We start from the raw sequence: 21188 nt of genomic DNA on the forward strand, positions 1-21188 counted from the left end.
GGAGCGGACCATGACCTCATTTGCTGAAGATTCGATCCTTGTCCTCATCGAGACAACGCCATCGGGCGGGCTCGCCAAAAGCGCTGCCGGTCTGCTGGGCGCAGCTTCGGGAGTTGGAACGCCGGTTGCGCTGGTTATAACCTCCAAGGACAACGCAGCAGCAGCCGCGCAGGAAGCCGGCGTCCTTGGAGCCGCCAACGTGCTGACCGCCTCGCCTGAGGGTGCTGGTTCGTGGCTCGCGGTTCCAACGGTCGATGCGCTCGCTGCGGCCGCCGAACTGGTTCGCCCCGACGCGGTGCTCATCTCCAACTCGCTTGACGGGCGGGACTCCGCCGGTCGGTTCGCCGCGCGGACGCGCTCGGCCGTGGCAACCGACGTCGTCGGGGTAACCCGTGACGAGCAGGGCGTCGTGGCCCATCATTCTGTTTACGGCGGTGCGTACAACGTTGACTGCGCACCGACCTTCGGCGCGCCGGTGATTACCGTACGCGAGGGCGCTATCGAAGCCCGCGCCGAGGAGAAGACGCCCACAGTAGATTCGCTTGAAGTGGCCTCCTCGGGGACGGCTGCGGCGGCCATCGAATCCTTCGAGGAGGCCACTGCTGCCTCCACCCGCCCGGAACTGCGGGGTGCAACCAAGGTTGTGGCGGGTGGTCGGGGGCTTTCCTCGGCGGAGCAGTTTGCATTGGTCGAGGAGCTGGCGGATGCGCTGGGCGCTGCGGTAGGGGCCTCCCGTGCCGCCGTCGACGCCGGATACGTGCCGAACAGCTACCAGATCGGCCAGACCGGGGTCTCGGTTTCGCCGCAGTTGTACGTCGGGCTCGGAATTTCCGGCGCCATCCAGCACCGTGCCGGCATGCAGACGGCAAAGACCATCGTCGCGATCAACAAGGATCCTGATGCTGCGATTTTCGAGATCGCCGACTTCGGTGTGGTCGGCGACCTCTTCACCGTGGTGCCGCAGCTGATCCAGACCCTCGCAGCACGGAAGGGCTAGCAGATGGCGACGTACGGTCGCACGATACGCCGCGGCCTTCCGCGCACCAGTGGCGGTGAGCAGTGGCCATCGGCGGAAGCAGTAACAGCGTTCGACGGCGAGGCGGCGCCGGCCTCATCTGGTTCACCGGCGCCACTCGCTCCGGCTCCTTCCTCGACTACACCTGCCCCATCGGCTTCGCCTGGCGAGCCGGTAGCCGAGTCACCAGCGGAGGACTCTGAGAGTACAACGACGACGCCGCCCGGCTCCGTGCCTGCCTCGGCAGCAGCAGCAGCTGTGGCTGCACCAACATCAGGCGCCGTTGCTGCACCGGCACCAGGGGCTAAAGCAGCATCGCCGCCGATTCGCCGTGGGCTTCCGCGGGTTGCCGGGGGCGAGCCCTGGCCACCAGCTGGAACTGTAACTTCTTCTGCCGCAGGAACCCCTTCAGCTCCAGCTGTTGCCGGTTCCTCTCCTTCTGCCGAAGAACCGGTCGCTCCTGTCAAGGAGCCAACGGCGCCCGGAACCACTGGAAACGCCCAGTCGACCCCGACCTCGTCGATTCCTGATGCATCCCCGGCGCAAACAGCTCCTGCAGCGGCGGTTGTCGCACCGACAAATGCCGCACCGGATAGCGCGGCAGGGGCTGAACAACAGCTTCGTCGCGGGCTTCCGCGAACTGCCGGGGGCGAGCCTTGGCCGCCAGCGACCGCCGTCGTCGTGCCGGTAAAGACTGCGGCAGCACCGGTAGCACCGGCAGCAAAGCCGGAAACGCCCGGCAACGGAACAACGGAGAGTGCAGCGCCCGAGGGCGCGAAAGCCCCTGCCGCGGAGGCGCCAACCAAGGCGGCTCCTGCCGATGCAGCTGCTGAACCAGTCCCTCCTGCGCCAGCCGCTCCTGAAGCTCCGGCTCCTTCCACTCCCATATCTCCCGAACCGGCACGTACTCCCGCCGCTCCCGAACGCGCCGCTCCCGTTCCTGCCTCCCGCAAGCCGAAGAAGCCGCTCAGCCGCAAGACCAAGCTCCTGGCGGGGACACTCGCATTGCTCGTTACAGCACTGGTTTTTGTGTTTTTCACCCGCTGGCTCGTAACGCTCGGATTCATGCAGGATTTCCTCGCAACCTATCCGGGGGAAACCCACCTGCCGGAGGGCACGGAAGCTGGATTCCCGGCGTGGGTGCAGTGGCAGCACTTCTTCAACTTCTTCCTGATCGTGCTGATCATCCGCTCGGGGTGGCAGGTTCGAAGGGAAACGCGTCCGCCTGGTTATTGGACTCCGAAGTGGGCGAAGGGCGGCTCGGGGAAGATCAGCATCAACCTGTGGTTCCACCAGTCGCTCGACATCCTTTGGCTGCTGAACGGGCTGATCTTCGTGATTCTGCTGTTTGTCACCGGCCACTGGGCGAGGCTCGTGCCCACCACGTTGGAGGTTTTCCCCAACGCCGTCTCGGCGCTCATTCAGTATGTGTCGCTGGATTGGCCCACTGAGAACGGCTGGGTGAACTACAACAGCCTGCAGCAGCTTGCCTACTTCGCCACGGTGTTCATCGCGGCTCCGCTCGCGGCGATCACCGGAGTGCGGATGTCCGGGATCTGGCCGAAGGAGGCCAGGACGCTCAACCGGGTCTACCCCGTGGAATGGGCGCGGGCCGTTCACTTCCCCGTGATGCTGTACTTCGTGGTCTTCATCATTGGGCACGTGGCTCTGGTGTTCGCGACCGGTGCGCTGCGCAACCTGAACCACATGTACGGCGGGCAGGACGTAGTGAATTGGACAGGGTTCTGGATCTTCTTTGTGTCCCTGCTTCTGGTGATCGGAGCATGGTTCGCTGCCCGGCCGGTGATCCTGGCGCCGATTGCAGGTCTGTTCGGGCGGGTCAGCTCGCGCTAGGCGAGCCAACCTATGCCCTCAGGCAGCGAGCTTCCGCCGCACGAGCGCTGACACCTGGTCCACCAGCACAATCAGGATCAGCACCACGATGATGTGCGTGAGCATCTCATCGAACTGGAACGACTTGATGGACTGGTTGATCAACAGCCCGATTCCACCGGCGCCAACCAAGCCCAGCACCAGGGAAGAGCGCACGTTCACGTCGAACCGGTAGAGCAGCAGGCCGACGAATTGCGGCACCACCATCGGCAGCGTCGCGTGGGCAACCTGCTGCGTGCGGTTGGCACCGGCTGTCCGCAGCGCTTCCTGCGGACCCTGGTCAATCTCCTCCATGGACTCCGCCCACAGCTTCCCCATCACGCCGGTGTTGTGGCAGATCAGCGCCAGCACACCGGCAAAAGGACCGAGCCCGACGGCGGTCACGAAGATCAGCGCGAACACGATGTCCGGCACGGCACGGAAGAAGGAAAGCACCGCACGCGCCGCCTGGTAAACCGCCGGATGCGGCGACGTGGTGCGCGCACCGAGAACCGCGAGCAGGATCGCAAACGGGATGGACAGTGTGGTTCCAAGGAGCCCGATCCACAGCGTCACCACTGTCGCCTCGAGGCTTGGGCCCAGCACGTCCCAGCTCAGGTCCGGCGGAAACGCCTCCGAAAGGAAGCGCGCCATCCCTCGCCATCCCTCGATCAGGCGGGTCGGCCGGAACTCGGTGCCCTCGAACGCGAACACGTGGAGGACACCGACGACGACGACGGCAGCCACCAGCGATCCCGCACGCCACCCGCGGCGGGGGTCGCGCGGAACGGGCATGCGGCGATGCTGGGGCTCGGTTTCGAGCGTGGTGCTCATGTCAGGTCCGTCCGGTCTGGCTTGTACAGCTCGTCGAGCTGGGCTTCGGTGAGCTCCGCGGTGGGCGTATCGAAGATCATCCGCCCGCCGAGGAGGCCTATTGCGCGGTCAGCGTGACGGCGCGCGAGATCCGGCTGGTGCAGCACGGCAGCTACGGCAAGGTTTTCGGTGTGCGCCAGGTCGTGAAGCAGAGCCATGACCTGCTCGGCTGCGTGCGGATCCAGGGCGGATACGGGTTCGTCCGCGAGCACCAGGGTTGCACGCTGACACAGCGCGCGGGCCACGGCGACCCGTTGCTGCTGCCCGCCGGAGAGTCGGCTGACCTTGTCCAGCGCGCGGTCTGCAAGCCCCACCCGGTCGAGACAGGCCATAGCTTCCTCGCGAATGTCCCGTGGGAACAGTGCAGGAATCAACGAGCGTGACGTCGGGATGCGGCTGAGAGCGCCTGCGCACACGTTATCGAGTGCTGTTCTACGTGGCACCAGGTGGATTTTCTGGAAGACCATTGCCGCCTGGCGGCGGGCGGCCTGAAGCTGTCCGCCGCGCAGGGTGTCCAGCACTGTCCCGCCCAGGGTGATGCCGCCGTCGTCGGGCACTGCCAGCCCCATCACGCACTTGAGCGTGGTGGACTTCCCGGAGCCGTTTGCGCCAAGGAAGGCAACCAGTTCGCCGTGGCGCACATCGAAGTCGACGCCGGAGAGGACGGTTCTGCCCCCGTAGCGCTTGGTGAGACCGCGGACGCTCAGGGCGGTCGACTGCGTGGCTGGCGCGTCCATGAGGAGGCTAGACATCTTCTTCGGTGAGTTCCATGGTTTCAGCCAGGTCGAAGAGTGGCTGGTAAGTGTCCTTGGTGACCTCGACCAGCGGTCCGGGAGGTGTCACGTCGAGGAACGCGCCAACCTCTGCCACATCCTCGGGGGAGAGGTTGAGCAACGCGTCCCGGACTGCTTCCTTGAAGGCAGGGTCCATGTCGCCGCGGACCGTGATTGGGTCATTCGGGATGGGCTCGGACTTCCAGATCTGCTTGAACTGGCTGGGGTCGAAGGTGCCTTCGCCCTCAGCGGTCGCGAGCGTCTGCGAGTTGATCTGTGCCGCCTCAACTGCACCGTTGGTCAGTGCGAGCAGGGCTTCGGGGTGGCCGCCGGTGTAGTCCATCTTGAGGTCGGCGTCTTCGATGCCGGCCTCGCGCAGGGCGAAGCGGGGGAGTACGTCGCCGGAGCTTGAGCCGACGCTGCCGAGGGCGAGCGACCTGCCGCGGAGATCCTCGATGGACTCGATGTCGGAGTCAGCCGGCACCCAGATGCCGCCCGTGTAGGAGCTGAGTTCGCCGTCGGACGTTCCGAAGGAAACCAGGGGCTCAGCCCCGGCGCGCTGGCTTGCGAAGACGTAGCCGATCGGGCCGAACTGCCCGATGTCGAGCTTGCCATTCTCCATGGCCAGGACCTCGGCGGCGTAGTCCTCAACCACCTGGACGTTGACGGGGCAATCGAGTTCCTTGGACAGGGCCTCGGCGAGGACCTGGTATGCGGGTTCGAGCTTCGCGGGATCCTCGTAGGGTTCGATGCCGAATTCCACGGCTCCGTTGGGGCAGAGGGGATTGGCATCGTCGGCGGCTTCGGTTGAGCCTCCGCAGGCACTCAGGGTCAAGGCGACGGTCAGGGCAGCGGGAACGGCGAGCAGGTGCTTTTTCATGGGGGTTTCCTCTAGAACGATTGAACGGATGCGTTGGCGAGAAGTGAATTGAGTGTGCGTTCGGCGAGACCAAAGGAGACGGTCATGCCGACGCCGGAAGTGACAGTGACGGCGGTGACCCCCGGCTGTACCTCGCGGACAAAGAGCGGGCCATTGGGGCTGGAGGCGTAAATACCCTGCCAGCGCTCAATGACTTGGAGGTCAACGCCGAGGAGGCCGCTGATTTCCTGGTTGAGTAGGTCGGTGGTGCCTTCGGTCAGGAACGGTGCTGCGGTGTGCTGATAAACGTGGGAGTCCCCAAGGATCAGCGAACCGTCAGGACGCTGCGTGAACATGACGTTTGCGCCAATGTTCTGCAGCGCCCGGCTGGTGGTGGCGCGCAATTCCTCGGCCGATGGCATTTCAGTGAAAGCGTCGTAGCGGAGCATCGACGTTGCGGTGAGGACGGCTGGGCCGAGATCGAGACCGTCAGGTTCTTCGGCGCGGGTCATCTGAAGAGTGCAGCGCTCGATGATGTGTTCAGCCGCTTCGTCCGGGAACAGGTAGTCGACGTCGTGTCCCACGCAGACGATGGTCTGCCTCCCGTGCACCGTGCCGCGGCTCGTCTGGACGGCGCCGTCGTCGAACCCGAGGGCACTAGTCCTCCACAGGAAATTGACTCCCCGGACCTCAAGCCAGGCCGCAAGCTTGGCGACCGTGGTGCGCGGGTCCACCCGGAGGTCATCGCGGAGGAACGCTCCGCCGAGGATCGCAGGGTCCGGTGTGCCGCCGTCGGACGCGAGGTGGGCCGTAACCTCCGCGGCGGAGAGCACGGTGATTTGTCCGGCCTCGCGGACATCGGCAAGTTCACGCAGTATCGCAAGTTCGACGTCGGTGCGTGCGACGACGACGGCGCCGGCCTCCGACGCCCAAAAGCCCGCACGGGCCGCGAAGTCGAGCCAATGCGTGCGGGCAGCCTGTGCGAGTTCGTAGAGTTCGCCGCTCTGGGCGGTGATGCAGCAGTGGCCGAAGTTGCGGATCGACGCGCCAACAGCGCGCTCGTCGCGTTCGATGACGGTGACTTTGAGGCCGCGGTCGAGGGCAAGGGCAGCGTGGGCGAGGCCAACGATGCCGGCGCCGATGATGACAATGTCCACGTCGGCGTCGTGGATAGCGGGGGTTTTTGCGGGGTTCACGAGTTGATAGTGCATGCTGCCGATGTAGTGCTGCAAGCAAATTTGACACTTGTGCATACAAGTTCATACAAACTTCTCTTTTGCCCGACCTGGTTCACGTAGAGTTCACTTTGCGAGGCTCCGTTCCGGCGATTACTGATAAATGCCAGTTGTAAAATCAAGTCGTGGATAACGTTCTGAACCTGCCAATTCATCAGCGGTTGGGCAGCGAGTTTCGCGAGCGGATCTCGCAGGGGATATGGCCGCCTGGATCGCAGCTGCCAAGCGAGGCTGAGCTGTGCCGCGAATTCGGAACTTCGCGTGGACCGGTGCGGCAGGCACTTGCGGCGCTGCGCACGGAGGGCATCGTCACCGGTGGCCGAGGCAAGCCGCCCATGGTTCGCGGCCAGGTGCAGTCACAGCCGTTCTCCACATTCATGTCCTTCACCGAGTGGGCGCAGTCGATCGGCAAGGAGCCAGGTCAGCGGACGCTTGAAATTGCCCGGCGGGCGGTGTCCGGTGAGGCAGCCACCCAGTTGGGTATTGCCGAAGGTGAACCCGCCGTGCACATCCTGCGGCTCCGGTTGCTAGACGGGGTTCCTGCAATGATCGAGCGCACCACCTTCGAACTGACCGTGGGCAATCTGCTGTTCGCTTTCGATACCGACTCCGGATCGATTTTCGCTTTCCTCAAGTCCCAGGGCGTGGATCTGTTCACCGGACGGCACACGATCGACGCCGTTGCCGCCAATGAACAGGAGGCCGATCTCCTGCAGCACCCCGTCGGTTCCCCGCTCCTTCGGGAGCGCCGGCTGACCAGCTCGGCTGCCGGCATCGGGCTCGAGTATTCGGACGACCGCTACCTGCCCGGCCTCACCAACTTCACCATCGAGAACAACGTCCAACACCGGGCCAACCTGGTCCGGGTCCATACAGCATGAAGGAACACCCGTTGATCAAGCTCGCCACCTTTGACATGGCCGGAACAACCATCGATGAGCACGGAGACGTCTACGTCGCGCTCGCCCAGGCGGTGGAGAGCACCGGTGTCACCACCACCGAGGAAAACGTCCAGCATTGGATGGGCGCCGATAAGCGGGAAGCAATCACCGCACTGATCACCCTCGGTGGGGGGACACCCACGGACGAGTTGGTCGACGCAGCTTTCGACCGTTTCCGCGTCATCCTCGCCGGACTCTATGAGGCAAATCCGCCGTCGGCCCTCCCCGGTGTTGAGGACGCCTTTCGCGAACTCAAGGCCCGAGGGATCAAGGTGGCGCTGACCACCGGCTTCTCCCAGGATGTTGCGCAGCCGCTGCTGGAGGGCCTTGGCTGGTCCAACGCCGACTTCATCGACGCGGTAGTCTGCGCAGACGACGTCGCCCTCGGCCGGCCCGCCCCTTACATGATTCACCGGGCCATGGAACTGACGGGCGTGCAGTCCGTCGGTGAGGTTCTCGCCGCCGGTGACACGGTCAATGATCTGCAGGCCGCAACCAACGCCGGCGTCACTGCAATCGGTGTGCTGACCGGCAAGCTTGGCCGCGCCGACCTAGAGCAGCACCCGCACCACCACATCGTTGACAGCGCCGCAGACGTTCCAGCGCTGCTCAACTAGGGTTCAGGCAAAGTACGACGGCGCGCGGCTTGCCTCCCGTGGGAGGGGCCGTGCGCCGTCGTCGTTCGCTTAGCCCTTGAGGTAGTCCAGCTGTGCCTTTGCGAGGGGGAGCGGTTCTTCAAGTGGGCGCCCGGCAGGCCCGACGTCGATCCCGTAGTCCTTCGCGAAGACAACCCGGGTGTCCTTCAAGACACCGGGATGGTTCTCCTCCAGCTCGAAGACGCGCGCGCCACGGAGCTGGTTCTTGTTGGTGCCGCCCAGGCCGTACGGCGCGAAGCCGGTGCCCGGTGCATAGCCGAGCAGGATGCCGTAGTAGTCACCCACGTAGGTGTTGATGTGATCGTGGCCCACGAAGACGCCCTTGACGTCGCCGCGCTCCTGGAGCGCTGAGTACATGCCGGAGTTGAACGGTCCGGGGCACTCGTCCTCGTTGCGCTCGCCGACGATCTTGTGCTTGGTCAGTGCGCGCCGGTGATCGGCTTCGGTGCGGGAATCCACGGAAGCGAACCACATGAAGCGGTGCTCCCACAGTGCGATGTGGAAGAACATCAGAGACGGAACTTTGCCGCCGTAGCGCTTCTCGAGGGCGATTGAGCGTTCGCGGTACCAGGTGACCTGGTCGGCGCGGATCCAGTCCCAGTCCGGGTAGCCAGCGAAGTCCTGCCCTGCGATCTCATCGGGTGCGTACCGGCCGCCGTCCACCAGCCACAGGTTGAATGCTGCATTGCGTCCGCGCGAAGACCGGATGAGGAGATTGTCGTTACCGGTGCCGGTGAGGTCATCGGAGTCCTGGCGGTTGAGGTTGTGGCGGTAGCTCTGGACGAACTTGAGCATGCGTGCCTCGTCCATGCCCGTGGCCGGGAGGGAGTCCTCGTCGTGGTTGCCCCACGTGAGCGCCCAGGGAATTTCCCGCTGTTCCATCGGCAGGACCACGTGGTTGAGCGCCTGCATGACCTGGAGTTCTGTGGTCATCCCGCCGGTGATGACGTCGCCGTTGATCAGCGCGAAGTCGGGCTGCTCGGCGTCGAGCGTTTTGTTCATGAGCTCGATGGTCCGCTTGTCGGTGCGGTGGGTGTCTTGGGTGTCATTGAACTGGATCACCTTGAAGCGGCCGTCGCTGTTGAAGGCCAAGGGCATGTCGTTTCTGCCCTTGCCGTTCTTGTTGCTGCCGTTGCCGTTGTTCGCGACGGCGGGGGTGACCCCCATGACGCCGGCCAGCGCCGTCGCGCCGCCTACCGCCAGTGCGCCGCGGCGGCTCAGATTTGGCGTTCGTTGCCCCTGCTCGGGTGTGGTCTCGTCGGTCATGGCTGCGTCCTCTCGGTCGGTTCATACGTCCCCGCACATGATCCTGAGCCGGGGACAACAAACGACGACGGGCAAGTAGCGGGAAGCTGAACTTTCGCTTTGCAGCTGTGGCAAGCTGGCGGGATGACCGACGCAGCGTGGCACCAGAAGATCGACCGCTTCTACGAGCACGAGTTCGACGACGCCGACCCGCACGGTTCCATAGCGAAGATGCAGGCCCTGATCTCCGAACGGCCCGACGGCGACGCGGAGGCACTCTTCGAACTGGCTGGTGTACACGATGCACTAGGGCTCGAAGATGCTGCAATTCCCCTCTACCGGCAGGCGATGGAGGCGGGACTCGAGGGCATCAGCGCCCTGCGCCTCTCCATTCAGCTCGCCAGCACCCTGCGCAATGTGGGCAACTCCGCCGAAGCGGTCTCGATTCTCGAGTCAATGCCCCACGCAGGTTCTGACGAGGGGGCGCGCCAGGCATTCCTGGCCCTCGCCCTGCACGACGAAGGCCGGTACGGCGACTCCCTGAGGACAGCGTTGCTCGCGCTCATCCCCACGCTTGACGGCTACAAACGCTCGCTCACCGAATACGCGGCGGCACTTCCGACGACCAGTTCGTAGTCCGGTCCGCGCGCAGAATGACCTGAGACTCACTCACGGCCTCCGCAGCGCCGCGTCGGCTCCGGCTCGGATCGCCTCCGCGACGGTCTCAAGCGCGTTCGACCCACGGCGCCACTGCTGCCAGTACAGCGGAACATCCACGCAACCGCGGGGTACGAGCGCTGTCAGCTGCCCAGCCGCAGGATCATTTGCCAGCTCCAGTTCGGGCATGAGGCCCCACCCCATCCCCAGGCGGATCGCCTCCGCGAATTCCTGCGCCGCCGGGACGTAGTGCCGTGGCGGGGTCAGCCTACGCCTGGTTCTGCTCCGGATGTAGCGATCCTGGAGGTCGTCCTTTCGGTCGAAGACGACTACGGGCGCCCGACCAAGGTTCTCAACGGTTGCACCATCGCTGAACCACTCCCGCTCGAAGCCTTCACTGCACACCGGGATATACCGCATGATGCCGAGCGGCCGCGACGTACAACCCTGGACTGGCTTCGCCTCGGATGTGATCGCCCCGGCGGCTGCACCGCTGCGAAGCAACGCGAGCGAGTGCTCCTGATCCTCGCGCAGGATCTCCAGCTCCAGTGACTCCGAAACCGCGGCCAACGCCTTCAGCGCCCACGTGTGCAGCGAGTCCCCGTTGATCACGACCACCAGATGCTGGCGCCCAACCTGCCCTCCGCCGTCGATCTCGGCAGCCAGGTCAGCCGAGAGCATGGTCAGCTGGAGCGCGTAGCGGACTATTGCCTCGCCGGCCTCGGTCGCCTGGAGTGGCCGGCTGCGGCGAAGAACAGGACGCCCGACGGCGGTTTCCAGGGCCCGGATGCGCTGGCTCACCGCGGACTGCGTGATGGACAGGCGAGCCGCAGCCGCCTCGAAGCTGCCGGTGTCCACAATGGCCGCAAGCGCTATTGCCTGCGAGGGATCGATGTTACGCATTAGCAATGCTAATCATGCGATAGAAACTTTAGCTGTATTGATCCAACTGAAACGTCTACCGTTGAAAGGTGCTCACCTCTGCTGTAACCGGACTGACTGCCGGCCTCTCCCTGATCATCGCTATCGGATCCCAGAACGCCTTCGTGCTGAGACAGGGGCTGACGCGCTCGCATGTGGCGTTGGTCGTCGTCGTATGTGCCGTGTCCGACATCGTTCTCATCACCCTCGGCGTTGGAGGACTCGGCTTGGTGATTGAGCAGGCTCCCATTCTGCTGGAGCTCATTCGCTGGGCGGGAGCAGCGTTCCTCACTGGCTATGCGGTCCTTGCGGGGATTCGCGCAGTCCGTGGCGAGCAACTCGACGTGAGCCAGGGTGAACGAAAACGGTCCTGGCGCGGTGCGCTACTCACGTGCCTCGCTCTCACGTGGCTCAACCCGCATGTGTACCTGGATACGGTGCTCCTGCTCGGCTCGCTGGCTAACGCCCAGGGCGACGGGCGCTGGTGGTTCGCGCTGGGTGCCTGCATCGGCAGCGCTGTCTGGTTCACAGCTTTGGGTATTGGCGCGCGCTACCTCGCCCCAGTGTTCAACCGGCGCATCGCGTGGCGGGTACTCGACGGAGGGATCGCCGTCGTCATGCTGGGTCTGGCAATTTCGCTGGTGGTCTAAGCCCTCAACCCCGGGCGCGGAAGTGCCGGATCTGCCGGAAGCGCCGCTGCAGGCTATCCCGCCGGGATGAGCCAGCCTCTGTGGGGGGACCGGCGGTCAGCTCAATGTGCTGCTCCCCGAAGTTCCACAGCAACACGTCATCGAGCAGTCGATCAGGCCCTGGCGAATACCGGTGGTCCAGGGCACGGCGGACGGACGTGATGGTGTCGGCCTGCAGCAGCGAGGCGAGGGCCGTCGTCGTCGTAATCCTGTGAGCGGCGAGGAGTTCGGCGGCCCAACGCCAGTCGTCGTCGGACTTCCGGTCCACGTGCGGGAGCAGGGTCTGCCACACCTCGCGGATGCGGTCCGGGGTGAGCTCCACGCTGCCTTCCCCGCTGGGGTCCCAGAATCCCGTGACCTTTTCATACCGCGAATGGAGGTCGGCGAACGTGGACTCGACGCTTTCGAGCATGGCCGCCGTGGCCGTGAACTGGCGGTCAAAATAGGGGCTCCACGCCTTTGGGTTGAAGGACTTGAAGCGGATGTCGTGTTCGATTTCCGACCAGGCGTGCGCCAGTACCGTGCGGATCTGCGCCTCGAACAAGTAACTGCCTGAATCTGACCCGAGCAGCTGCTGGTAGGCGCGGACGGCGTCGTTCTGGATGGTGCGCAGGATCAGGTGGCGGCTGGAGTAGCCATAGGTGCCCGATTCGATGGAACCGATGTCCTTCTCCCGGTCGCCACGGCAGTCAAACTCGTGGCGCTGACGTTTGATCAGGTTGGCAGCAATGTCCACCTCGTGTGGCAGCGTGGTGATGACCCGGACGCCAACCAGATCCGTGAGGTTGCGCAGTGGATCGGGGAATACCAACGACGGCGGTCCGTCACCATCCGCGAGCATGCGCGAGGCTTTGTCCCGGAAGGATTCGACTGTTTTGGTGCGCGCAGTGACGAACAGCGGGCGCAGGTCCGTGCCCGTGAAAATCTCCTGGATGCTGTCGCGAACCTCCCGGGTGACAGCCTCCAGCGCAGGCCGCACGCGCTCGAACTCCCTGACGCTCTCCTCGACGGCCGGCCTTAGCCCCTCATCCAACTCATCCCATGCACTCACCAACCCATCTAAACACCCGCCACTGACAGCGGCTACGCTTCGAAGGGTGACCCAGCTACCGCGCCGCGCTGTCCTTGGCGGCGTCCTCCTGTCCGCAGCCCTGTCCGGATGCGCCCCCGAACCCCCGGGGCAGGCACTCCCGACGAGTAAGGAACCCATGACACCCCAGCGCTACACCTATGGAAGCGACCCCAGCCAGTTCGCGGACCTGTACCTTCCTGCCGGGGAGGCGCGGGGCGTCGTCGTCATCATTCACGGGGGCTTTTGGCGCAGCCAGTACACGCTGGACCTTGGGGTTCCCCTCGCCGAGGATCTGGCTGGCCGCGGTTATGCCTGCTGGAACCTTGAGTACCGCCGCGTCGGTAACGGCGGCGGTTGGCCGGCGACCTTCGAGGACATTGCTGCTGGAATCGACCTGCTCGCTGAAGCAGCCGGAGAACACGGCTTTGCCACGAGTACGACGACGGCGCTCGGCCACTCCGCGGGCGGCCACCTCGCGGTGTGGGCGGCAGGGCGGGCGTCCCTACCGGCAGGCGCCCCTGGGGCCGGCGATCCTGCTGTGCCCTTGACCGGCGTCGTCAGTCAGTCCGGGGTACTGAACATTGAGCGGGCCGTTGAGGAACGCCTCGGGGGCGGCGCGGCGGAGGGCCTGCTCGGTGAGCCCGATGGTGAGAAGTACCGGCTCGCCGACCCGATGACGGCAATTCCGCTGGCCGTGCCGGTCCTGGCGCTACACGGCGAGGATGATTCGACGGTGCCGTTGAGCCAGTCCGAGTCGTACGTCGAGGCTGCGACGGCTGCCGGAGCCGACGCTGAGCTGGTCCTTATTCCAGGGGATCATTTCGCGATGATCACTCCGGGGACGGACGCATGGGAGCGCGTTGTCGAAGCTGTTGAGCAAGTTGCATAGTGGCTCATATACCGACGCCGGCGTGGCGTATTCAGCGAGTTGTGGGATCCTGCTGAGATGAGTCCGCGATCCCGTCTGCAACGGGTTGCCCGCCGCACCGGCCTTGAGATCCTTGGCTGGACCCTTGTCGTGCTCGGAATCGCGGCACTGGTTCTTCCTGGTCCCGGCTTGTTGATGCTTGTGGGCGGTCTCGCGGTGCTGTCGCAGCAATACGCGTGGGCGGAGCGCCGGTTGCATCCCGTCAAGGAGCGCGCTTACCAGGCCGCCCGGATTGGCGTAAAAACCTGGCCACGCATTGCGGTAAGCGCGCTGGGAGCCTTTGGCTTCATGGCCGTGGGCATCATCTGGATGACGCAGCCACCCATGCCCGGATGGTGGCCGCTTGATGAGCAGTGGTGGCTTCCCGGCGGCTGGGGGACAGGGTTGAGCCTGGTGCTGTCGGCGATCATCGCGCTGACACTGCTGGTCTACAGCATTCGCCGTTTTCGGTAGAAGGCAGTTTCCGGGCGCGCGAGACTAACTCGAGAAATAACGTGTCCCCGCCCTAAACAAGCCCCGCCGCGCCAGACAAGATCCCGGTCGCTCTGAAAAGGCGGCGCTGTGGTTCAGTGTTCCGCAATAGCTCCTCCATAACTCCGCCGCCCTAAAAGGGCGGTGGCAGTTCGGGTCTGGAAGGGTAAGTTCTTCCACTCATGTTGCTGGTGTGTGAAACACCGGAGCTTTCTCGATCTCCCTCACCACCGGCGTCGTAGTCGATTCCCCAAGTTCCTTCGCTCTTGAGCATGTGGTGCTGCTTGCATCTCGGTTTGAGGTTGCTGAGTTTCGTGGCGCCGCCATGGGACCAGGGCGTCGAATGGTCTACCTCGCACGACCACGACGACCGATTGCAACCGGGATGGATACACGTAGGGTTCTTGATGCGTACCCAGTCCTGAAGGTGCTTGGGTGGGCGGTACGTGTCCCTACCAACGCTCAGAACTGCACCGGTCTCCGGATGAACCAGGATGCGGGTGAAGCTTGGTGCATGAGCGGCAAGGTGCCGGGCTGTCTCGGGATCAATGGGGCCGTATCCGTCCAATGATCCGTTCTGGCAACCGTCCACATTGGGAGCGTCTGCTGCACCGGCACCGGCACCTGAGTTCACGCTCAACTCGTTGTCTGGGCTCAGTCGGGACTGCGACTGCCCCGACGTAGAAAGACTTTGCCAATCCGCCCGCCGGTGGCCGAGGAGTGTCATGACCGGAACGGTGACAAAGACAGTGGCGCCGACCCCTCGAAATCCGGTGCCTTTCTTGGGATCTCCGGTGCAGGTATGTGTCAGCACGTCCGCGAAGACATCCGCGCGCAACTGAGCGAGCGTGCGCTGTTCCTCGGGTCCCTGCAACGAACGGGCTGCGGCACTGACCCGGTTGTAGATTCCATGGGCTTGCTCTGCCGGCAGGTACGCGTTGAGCCAGGCCATGCCGTCCTGGTCGGGTTGCACGGTGACCTCACGGTCTTCTGCAGCCCGTTCTTTCCGCTCAATGATGGATTCGGGGTGCAGCTGTTCCCGCAGCTCGCGGCAATGCCGGGCGAGTTGAGGCCGGGTGAGCGTGTGCGCGGAGTCTAGGACTTGCCGCTGGAATACGTTCCTCGCCTCTGCCGGGACAGAGCCTGACTCCTGCACAATGACCTGCGCCTGCGTTGGGCTGATGTGGCCGGCTTCCAACGCTTCCCACGTCTCCGGGAGATCTTCGCTCAGCCGCAGCGATTCACCCAGAATCCGGTGGGCAGTGCGCCCGGGAACGCGTAGCAAGGGAGCGATTTCCTGGGCCGCGACGGTGAAGCTGAACTGCGGGTGCGCTTCACCTGTTCGTGAAGCTTCATAGCCGTCCACCTGATGAAAGACCTGCGCGCTTAGAGCAGCCTTCTGCGCAGCTACCCATGACTCCAGCCGGTCAGCGGCCCGCAGGAGATCCAGTGCGTCCGGCAGGCCCTGGAGCCACGGGTTCTGGTTCGAAAGCATCCGCAGCAACGTCTCCGGCGGTGCTTCTTCGACGCGGGCTCGTTCTTCCTTGTCCACGTCCGAGTTCAACGCGAGCCCGTTCCGATAGAACCGCCGGCCCGGACAGAACAATCCCCTGCACCAGGCCGCCTCACCGCAGTTACACGCCTTATTCGAGCGGGCACCGCCAACTGAGGTGACCGCCTCCGGAGCCTCAGTTCGAATCATGAATACAGTCCATGACCCGCCTCTGACAGATTTCCGGCGCCGATGAAAAAGGGCCAAGATGCGGCCATTCTGACCAACCCGTCAGACGGCCGGCGATGAAGAGCGCAACGGGGCGGGGTGACTAGCTGTTTTTGGGTTTGACGACGCTGTCTTCGTCCTCTTCCAGCGCGGGCTGGTCGCTCAAGGAGTCATCTTTGCCTGCGTTCTGCGGGTCGTCGGTGATGCGTTGGTCCACCGCCTCCCTGAAGTCACTGTCCGCTTGCTGATCTGTCTGAGGAGTCTTGATGTTCGCAGGAGACGGGTTGGTGGTGTCCGCTGGTGTTTGGTGTTCGTCAGATTTTGGGTGCTGCTGCTCGTTCACGTTTTCCTCCTGTGGTGTAGCGGGTGGATGCGAATGACGGATGAGTCACCCCACTTTCCACAAGATAAGCACGCTTACTATTGCTTTAGCAAGGAAACTTCTTTCGACAACCTGTCAGACGGCGATGCTAGGTTGAATCGGTGCTCACGGTTATTGGCGAAGCCCTTATTGACGAAGTCATCAGCGACACTGCGCCACCCCGCGCCCACGTGGGCGGAAGTCCGCTGAACGTTGCCATCGGGCTGGCCCGGCTGGGGCACGCCACCCAGTTCCTCGGCAGGTACGGGAACGACGACGGCGGCCGCCGGATCCTCGACCACCTCGCGGACAATTCGGTATTGACCCCACTGCCGCCTGACGAACGCCCCACCAGCGTGGCTTCGGCGCGGCTGGACCCAGTGGGTGGGGTCCGCTACACCTTCAAGTTGGACTGGGTCCTGCCGGAGCTGGCAGGCGCCCTCTTCGACGGCACCACCCTGGTGCATGCCGGCTCCATTGCCTCCATGCTGACGCCCGGTGCAGAGGATGTCCTCGCTGCCGTGAAAACGGCGCAGACCTTGGCGACCATCAGTTATGACCCAAACTGCCGGCCAACCATCATCAACGACGCCGATTACGCGCGGGAGCAAGCGGAACGGTTCGTGGCACTCGCAGATGTGGTCAAGGCATCGGACGAAGACCTCGAGTGGCTGTACCCGGATGTTGACCCGCTCATCTCCGCGCGCCGCTGGCGTGCGCTGGGTCCCGCCGTCGTCGTCGTTACCCGGGGTTCGAAAGGTCCGTGGGCCGTCGTCGAGCGCGGAGAGTGTGAACTCCCGGCACCGCCCACGTCGGTGGTGGACACGGTCGGCGCGGGGGATTCGTTCATGGCCGCGCTGCTCAGTGCGCTGTTGGACCTGGGGCTGGACGGCGCGCAGCGAAGGAATGACCTGCATTCGTTGTCCGTTGAGCAGGTACAGGGGGTGCTGGGATTCGCCGCCGCTGCAGCAGCAGTGACGGTGTCACGCGCCGGCGCGAACCCACCAACGCGAGACGAACTGAGAGCACAAGGAGAGTACGCATGACCCGCGACCCGTACGCAGATCTTCCCGAGGTTCCTTCCTTCAACGTCACCAGCGAGGACATCCAGCACAACCAGCCGTTGGACATCCAGCACGCATCCGGCAGGATGGGCGCAGGCGGCCAGGACGTCTCGCCGCAACTGAGCTGGTCCGGGTTCCCCGAGGGCACCAAGAGCTTCGCTGTTACCGTCTATGATCCCGATGCCCCCACCGCGAGCGGCTTCTGGCATTGGGCAGTTTTCAACATTCCGGCCAGCGTCACGTCGCTGCAGTCGGGCGCGGGAACTGAGGGCGGAGCCGCCCTCCCCGAAGGCGCGGTCCAGCTGAAGAATGATGGCGGGTTCCCCGGATTTGTGGGCGCCGCACCGCCTCCTGGGCACGGCACCCATCACTACCATGTGGTGGTCCACGCCGTGGATGTGGAGCAGTTGGAGATCCCCGCTGAGGGCTCGAACGCCTTCCTCGGCTTCAATCTTTTCTCCCACACCCTTGGGCGCGCGCGTATCATCGGCACCTACGAACAATAAGTTCGTTGAACTGCCGGGAGGCCTGTCATGCTGCTTTTGTTCGGATTCAGAACTGCCGTGAAGGAGCTGTTCCGCAGCCAGGCTGTGTGCCCCAACTGCGGTCAGCATGCATCCCAGCGAATCGATGAACGGTCCACCCGCTTCACGCTCTTTTTCATCCCGTTGTTCAGAACCAGCCGGAAGTTCTCGCAGACCTGTGCCTATTGCGGCGTCACCTCCGCGCTGTCCAAAGGCCAGAAGGATGCACTGGCGTAGGCAGCACTGGAACGGCCGGGCGCGTGCGCTTGGGTAGGCTTAAGTCCTACAACGCAAGGAGTTACGCATGCGCCTGGTCGCCAGCGATATGGACGGCACAATTGTGGGACACAACGGCCGGATTTCGGAACGCACAGTCGAGGCCTTCGAAGCATGCGCGGCTGCGGGAGTCGAAATTGTGTTCGTCACGGGCCGGCCGCCGAGGTGGCTCGACCCGCTGCGGGAGCTCGGGTTCACGGGCACGGTGATCTGCTCCAACGGCGCACTCACCTACGATCTCGGCGAGGAGAAAGTCCTCTCTTCACATCTGCTCGACGGCCCAAGCGTCCTCGAAGCACAGGAAATAATCCGCGGGCTCTACCCCGCAGCAACGTTCGCAGCCGAGACGATCGATGAGTTCCACATCGAGCCCGGCTTCGCTGACACTGGCTCGGTTGAACTGCTCGGCGGCATCGAACCGCGCCTGCTGAGGCATTCCCTGAACGGTGACGGCGTGATCAAATTCCTCGCCCGCGAACACGACATCACTCCGGACGAATTCCTCCACGGTGTGGCCCCCGCCGTCGAACATCTCGTGTCGACCACCCACTCCGCACCCCGGGTCGCGATGCTGGAGATGAGCCTGCCCGGCATCAACAAGTCGGTCACGCTGGCCAAGTTTGCGGCTGGCCTCGGCATCGGTCAGCAGGACGTCATCGCTTTCGGCGACATGCCCAACGACATCCAGATGCTGGGCTGGGCCGGGCACGGTTACGCGATGTCCTCGGGTCACCCCGACGCACTCGCCGCAGCGAACCTCCGCGCCCCAGCGTTCGACGACGACGGCGTAGCCCAGGTTCTTGAGGAGCGGCTGGCGGCGCTCCGCTCGGTCTAGGACCACCGGTTCAGTGGCGGTGTCCAGCAGATTGCAGGCCAGGTGATGCTGAAACCGTACCTGGATAACCGCGGGCCCGACGGCGTCCAGCGTCCCATTGCGCTCTCACACCGCGGCTTCGCGCCGGGCGGACTGGAGAACACGCTGTCCGCCATGGAGGCAGCACTCAACCTCGGGTTCGCCTACCTGGAGATCGACATCCGGACCACCCGCGACGGCGTCGTCATGGTTTTCCACGACGAGAACCTCGAGCGCGTGACTGACGGCTCCGGGCGGCTGGCGGACTACTCGCACGCTGAGCTCAGCGCTGTACGGGTGCGCGGCCAGGAACGCATTCCCACGCTTGTGGAAGTGCTGGAGCGCTGGCCACAGGTCCGGCTGAACATCGACGTCAAGGATGATGCTTCGGTCCAACCGTTCGCGGACGTCATTGAGAAGCATCGCGCACACGGCAGGGTACTCGTTGCGTCTTTTTCGGACCGGCGAAGGCTCAAGGTTCTCAAGCGCCTGAGCCAACCAACGGCGTCGTCCGCTGGGATGGTGGTCAACGCCTTGATCAAGGTGCTTTCGCCGCTGGGGCTGACGCGGCTCATTGCCCTTGCGGCTCGCGTCGACTGCCTGCAGGTTCCACGTCATTTCCGCGGACTGCACGTTACCAGCCGGAGCTTCATCAGGCGATGCAACCGGGCGGGACTGCCGGTCCACGTCTGGACTATCAACGATCGGCAGGCCATGGAGCAGCTGCTCGACGACGGCGCAAGCGGGTTGGTCTCGGACCGGGCGGACACGCTGGCGAGCGTCATGATGGACCGGGGGCACTGGCCTCAACCGTTTAGTTAGTGTACTAACAATTAGTGAGCTAAGATGAGGGCGTCCGATCGAAAGGGGCGCCCGCATGTCAAAGAACACCTGGTCTGCACGGTTGATGAACGCCACAGGAAAGCTGCGCCTGGTGTTCGGGCCTGCGGACCGAAGCACGCTCGGCGGCCCGGTGAAGTACGTTGACGACGCCGCCCACCGCGCGCGCCAGCAGCAGCTGCAGCAGTGGGACGTTGTGCGGAACGCTGACGGGTCAACCTACCTGGTGAGCAGGCGGGACGAGAAGTGAGCGCGGACGAGGACCTCCTTCTCGAACGGCAGTTGTGCTTCGCCTTGTCCGTCGCGTCCCGCAGTGTGATCGCTGCCTACCGTCCAGTGCTTGAGGAGCTGAACCTGACGCATCCGCAGTACCTGGTGATGCTCGCGCTGTGGGAGAAGAGCCCGCGCATGGTCCGTGAACTCAGCGACTCACTCGCCATGGAACCGGCAACGCTCTCGCCGATGCTGAAACGCCTCGAGGCCAATGGGCTGGTTACCCGCGAGCGGGTTCCCGGAAACGAGCGGGCGCTAGCCGTCGGGCTTACCCCTGAGGGGCGTAATCTCAGGCAGAAAGCGCTCGCCGTTCCGGGCACCATGATGGCCAAGCTCGGACTCACACGGGAACAGGTGGAGAGCCTGAATGCCATGATGCATCAGGTCATCGCCGCGACCAGGCAGGCTGAAGCACGCTAGGGCAGCGTTCCGGCCCGAACCTGCAGGTGACCGCCGCGCGCCGAGGCCCGGACGACGTCGTCGCACTCGTCCTCGACAACCGTCCAGGGGTGCGCCTCGATGTCCGAGCCGCCGAGGGCGCACGCCGCCCGCGCGAAAGGCGTCAGTACCCGGAAGGTCCCCACGGGCCGCTGCATATCGACGATGCACACCCGGGTGCCGGGTCCGAGTGGCCGGATGGCGCTGTTCCAGACCCGGCGCCAGGTGGGGATGAGGGAAAGTACATAGGTGCTGATGACGGCGTCGATGGGTGGGAGGCCCGGGAAGTCTGGGAGCGGCTTGGTGAGGTCGGCACGCACAAGACGGACATTTGGAACGTTGATTCGCTGAGCCTGCTTCAGCATGGCTGCGCTTCCGTCGACGCCGATCACGCGGCCGGTCGGCCCGATGCCAGCGAGCAAACCCGGGAAGTTCAAGCCGGTTCCACAGCCGAGGTCCAGCACGGTCATGCCCGGTCGCAGGCCCAGCGCCTCGATGCCCGCCCGGCGCCCGGCACCGTACACCGGCCACTCCCCGGAGAGCGCGTTGTAGAAGGGCGCGAAACGTTCGTAACGGTCCATCAGCTTTCCTCCTGTCCGCTCAGGTGACAGGCTAGCCCAAACGGAAGGGGA

The 21188-nt window shown here is 64.4% G+C and carries 26 protein-coding genes; 15 read left to right on the forward strand and 11 right to left on the reverse strand.

All coding sequences use genetic code 11. The features are described from left to right. Positions 1-10 precede the first annotated feature (10 nt). The gene (locus ACWA1U_RS04480; protein ID WP_463724147.1) at positions 11-997 is read left to right on the forward strand and encodes an electron transfer flavoprotein subunit alpha/FixB family protein; all 987 of its coding nucleotides are present in this window, start codon (positions 11-13) and stop codon (positions 995-997) included. On the opposite strand, the gene ACWA1U_RS04485 is transcribed toward ACWA1U_RS04480, so the two are convergent. Beyond that, complete coding sequence (locus tag ACWA1U_RS04485; protein ID WP_463724148.1) at positions 994-1482, reverse strand: hypothetical protein; 489 nt, start codon at positions 1480-1482, stop codon at positions 994-996. The genes ACWA1U_RS04480 and ACWA1U_RS04485 overlap by 4 nt on opposite strands. Before the next feature lie 214 nt (positions 1483-1696). Between ACWA1U_RS04485 and ACWA1U_RS04490 the strand changes: the two genes are divergently transcribed. Beyond that, positions 1697-2869 carry a cytochrome b/b6 domain-containing protein gene (locus tag ACWA1U_RS04490; protein ID WP_463724149.1) on the forward strand — a complete coding sequence of 391 codons (1173 nt, stop codon included), beginning with the start codon at positions 1697-1699 and terminating at the stop codon, positions 2867-2869. An 18-nt stretch (positions 2870-2887) separates the two neighbouring features. Here ACWA1U_RS04490 and phnE read toward each other — a convergent pair whose 3' ends face one another. The 4 genes from phnE to ACWA1U_RS04510 are packed head-to-tail and all read right to left on the reverse strand — an operon-like array spanning position 2888 to position 6588. Then, on the reverse strand, positions 2888-3721 hold the full coding sequence (gene phnE / locus ACWA1U_RS04495; RefSeq protein ID WP_463724150.1) for a phosphonate ABC transporter, permease protein PhnE: 834 nt from the start codon (positions 3719-3721) through the stop codon (positions 2888-2890). Beyond that, positions 3718-4512 (reverse strand): phosphonate ABC transporter ATP-binding protein, encoded by a 795-nt coding sequence (locus ACWA1U_RS04500; RefSeq protein ID WP_463724151.1) that lies wholly within the window; start codon positions 4510-4512, stop codon positions 3718-3720. Before ACWA1U_RS04500 ends, phnE begins: the two co-directional genes overlap by 4 nt. Next, positions 4505-5413: a phosphate/phosphite/phosphonate ABC transporter substrate-binding protein gene (locus ACWA1U_RS04505; RefSeq protein WP_463724152.1), complete on the reverse strand. Its 909-nt coding sequence runs from the start codon at positions 5411-5413 to the stop codon at positions 4505-4507. Before ACWA1U_RS04505 ends, ACWA1U_RS04500 begins: the two co-directional genes overlap by 8 nt. 11 nt (positions 5414-5424) lie before the next feature. Further along, positions 5425-6588, reverse strand: coding sequence for a TIGR03364 family FAD-dependent oxidoreductase (locus tag ACWA1U_RS04510; protein WP_463724153.1), 1164 nt, complete (start codon positions 6586-6588; stop codon positions 5425-5427). 164 nt (positions 6589-6752) lie between these two features. Between ACWA1U_RS04510 and ACWA1U_RS04515 the strand changes: the two genes are divergently transcribed. Both ACWA1U_RS04515 and ACWA1U_RS04520 read left to right on the forward strand, forming a co-directional pair. Beyond that, on the forward strand, positions 6753-7508 hold the full coding sequence (locus ACWA1U_RS04515) for a GntR family transcriptional regulator (RefSeq protein WP_463724154.1): 756 nt from the start codon (positions 6753-6755) through the stop codon (positions 7506-7508). 11 nt (positions 7509-7519) lie between these two features. Next, a complete protein-coding gene (locus tag ACWA1U_RS04520; RefSeq protein WP_463724155.1) occupies positions 7520-8185 on the forward strand; it encodes a phosphonatase-like hydrolase in 666 nt (221 codons plus the stop codon). A 69-nt stretch (positions 8186-8254) separates the two neighbouring features. On the opposite strand, the gene ACWA1U_RS04525 is transcribed toward ACWA1U_RS04520, so the two are convergent. Next, positions 8255-9490, reverse strand: a complete 1236-nt coding sequence (locus ACWA1U_RS04525; RefSeq protein ID WP_463724156.1) for a metallophosphoesterase family protein — start codon at positions 9488-9490, stop codon at positions 8255-8257. Between the two features lie 123 nt (positions 9491-9613). On the opposite strand from ACWA1U_RS04525, the gene ACWA1U_RS04530 reads away from it, so the two are divergent. Beyond that, positions 9614-10105: a tetratricopeptide repeat protein gene (locus tag ACWA1U_RS04530; RefSeq protein ID WP_463724157.1), complete on the forward strand. Its 492-nt coding sequence runs from the start codon at positions 9614-9616 to the stop codon at positions 10103-10105. A 33-nt stretch (positions 10106-10138) separates the two neighbouring features. Here ACWA1U_RS04530 and ACWA1U_RS04535 read toward each other — a convergent pair whose 3' ends face one another. Next, the gene (locus ACWA1U_RS04535) at positions 10139-11029 is read right to left on the reverse strand and encodes a LysR family transcriptional regulator ArgP (RefSeq protein WP_463724158.1); all 891 of its coding nucleotides are present in this window, start codon (positions 11027-11029) and stop codon (positions 10139-10141) included. 68 nt (positions 11030-11097) lie between these two features. Here ACWA1U_RS04535 and ACWA1U_RS04540 point away from each other — a divergent pair, with 68 nt between their 5' ends. Continuing rightward, positions 11098-11697 (forward strand): LysE/ArgO family amino acid transporter, encoded by a 600-nt coding sequence (locus tag ACWA1U_RS04540; protein WP_463724159.1) that lies wholly within the window; start codon positions 11098-11100, stop codon positions 11695-11697. Between the two features lie 4 nt (positions 11698-11701). Here the strand turns inward: ACWA1U_RS04540 and ACWA1U_RS04545 are convergent, their stop codons facing one another. Then, positions 11702-12790, reverse strand: coding sequence for a GTP pyrophosphokinase (locus tag ACWA1U_RS04545; protein WP_463724160.1), 1089 nt, complete (start codon positions 12788-12790; stop codon positions 11702-11704). Positions 12791-12944: 154 nt separating this feature from the next. Here ACWA1U_RS04545 and ACWA1U_RS04550 point away from each other — a divergent pair, with 154 nt between their 5' ends. After that, the gene (locus ACWA1U_RS04550; RefSeq protein WP_463724942.1) at positions 12945-13697 is read left to right on the forward strand and encodes an alpha/beta hydrolase family protein; all 753 of its coding nucleotides are present in this window, start codon (positions 12945-12947) and stop codon (positions 13695-13697) included. 57 nt (positions 13698-13754) lie between these two features. Further along, positions 13755-14189: a PGPGW domain-containing protein gene (locus tag ACWA1U_RS04555; protein WP_463724161.1), complete on the forward strand. Its 435-nt coding sequence runs from the start codon at positions 13755-13757 to the stop codon at positions 14187-14189. A gap of 151 nt (positions 14190-14340) precedes the next feature. Here ACWA1U_RS04555 and ACWA1U_RS04560 read toward each other — a convergent pair whose 3' ends face one another. Continuing rightward, the gene (locus ACWA1U_RS04560; RefSeq protein ID WP_463724162.1) at positions 14341-15909 is read right to left on the reverse strand and encodes an HNH endonuclease signature motif containing protein; all 1569 of its coding nucleotides are present in this window, start codon (positions 15907-15909) and stop codon (positions 14341-14343) included. Positions 15910-16030: 121 nt separating this feature from the next. Continuing rightward, complete coding sequence (locus ACWA1U_RS04565; protein ID WP_463724163.1) at positions 16031-16270, reverse strand: hypothetical protein; 240 nt, start codon at positions 16268-16270, stop codon at positions 16031-16033. Between the two features lie 140 nt (positions 16271-16410). Between ACWA1U_RS04565 and ACWA1U_RS04570 the strand changes: the two genes are divergently transcribed. The 7 genes from ACWA1U_RS04570 to ACWA1U_RS04600 all read left to right on the forward strand — a co-directional run bounded on the left by ACWA1U_RS04570 (position 16411) and on the right by ACWA1U_RS04600 (position 20538). Further along, positions 16411-17334, forward strand: coding sequence for a carbohydrate kinase family protein (locus ACWA1U_RS04570; protein WP_463724164.1), 924 nt, complete (start codon positions 16411-16413; stop codon positions 17332-17334). Next, entirely contained in the window at positions 17331-17858 is a 528-nt protein-coding gene (locus ACWA1U_RS04575; RefSeq protein ID WP_463724165.1) for a YbhB/YbcL family Raf kinase inhibitor-like protein, read from the forward strand. Before ACWA1U_RS04570 ends, ACWA1U_RS04575 begins: the two co-directional genes overlap by 4 nt. A gap of 27 nt (positions 17859-17885) precedes the next feature. Continuing rightward, positions 17886-18113 (forward strand): zinc-ribbon domain-containing protein, encoded by a 228-nt coding sequence (locus ACWA1U_RS04580; RefSeq protein ID WP_463724166.1) that lies wholly within the window; start codon positions 17886-17888, stop codon positions 18111-18113. Between the two features lie 67 nt (positions 18114-18180). Further along, positions 18181-18987, forward strand: coding sequence for an HAD family hydrolase (locus ACWA1U_RS04585; protein ID WP_463724167.1), 807 nt, complete (start codon positions 18181-18183; stop codon positions 18985-18987). Between the two features lie 45 nt (positions 18988-19032). Next, a complete protein-coding gene (locus tag ACWA1U_RS04590) occupies positions 19033-19827 on the forward strand; it encodes a glycerophosphodiester phosphodiesterase (RefSeq protein ID WP_463724943.1) in 795 nt (264 codons plus the stop codon). A gap of 55 nt (positions 19828-19882) precedes the next feature. Then, positions 19883-20095: a hypothetical protein gene (locus ACWA1U_RS04595; RefSeq protein ID WP_463724168.1), complete on the forward strand. Its 213-nt coding sequence runs from the start codon at positions 19883-19885 to the stop codon at positions 20093-20095. After that, positions 20092-20538 (forward strand): MarR family winged helix-turn-helix transcriptional regulator, encoded by a 447-nt coding sequence (locus ACWA1U_RS04600; RefSeq protein WP_463724169.1) that lies wholly within the window; start codon positions 20092-20094, stop codon positions 20536-20538. The genes ACWA1U_RS04595 and ACWA1U_RS04600 overlap by 4 nt, the downstream gene beginning before the upstream one ends. On the opposite strand, the gene ACWA1U_RS04605 is transcribed toward ACWA1U_RS04600, so the two are convergent. Continuing rightward, positions 20535-21137, reverse strand: coding sequence for a class I SAM-dependent methyltransferase (locus ACWA1U_RS04605; protein WP_463724170.1), 603 nt, complete (start codon positions 21135-21137; stop codon positions 20535-20537). The genes ACWA1U_RS04600 and ACWA1U_RS04605 overlap by 4 nt on opposite strands. Between the last annotated feature and the right edge of the window lie 51 nt (positions 21138-21188).

Source organism: Arthrobacter sp. TRD_SC_6 (assembly GCF_055361185.1).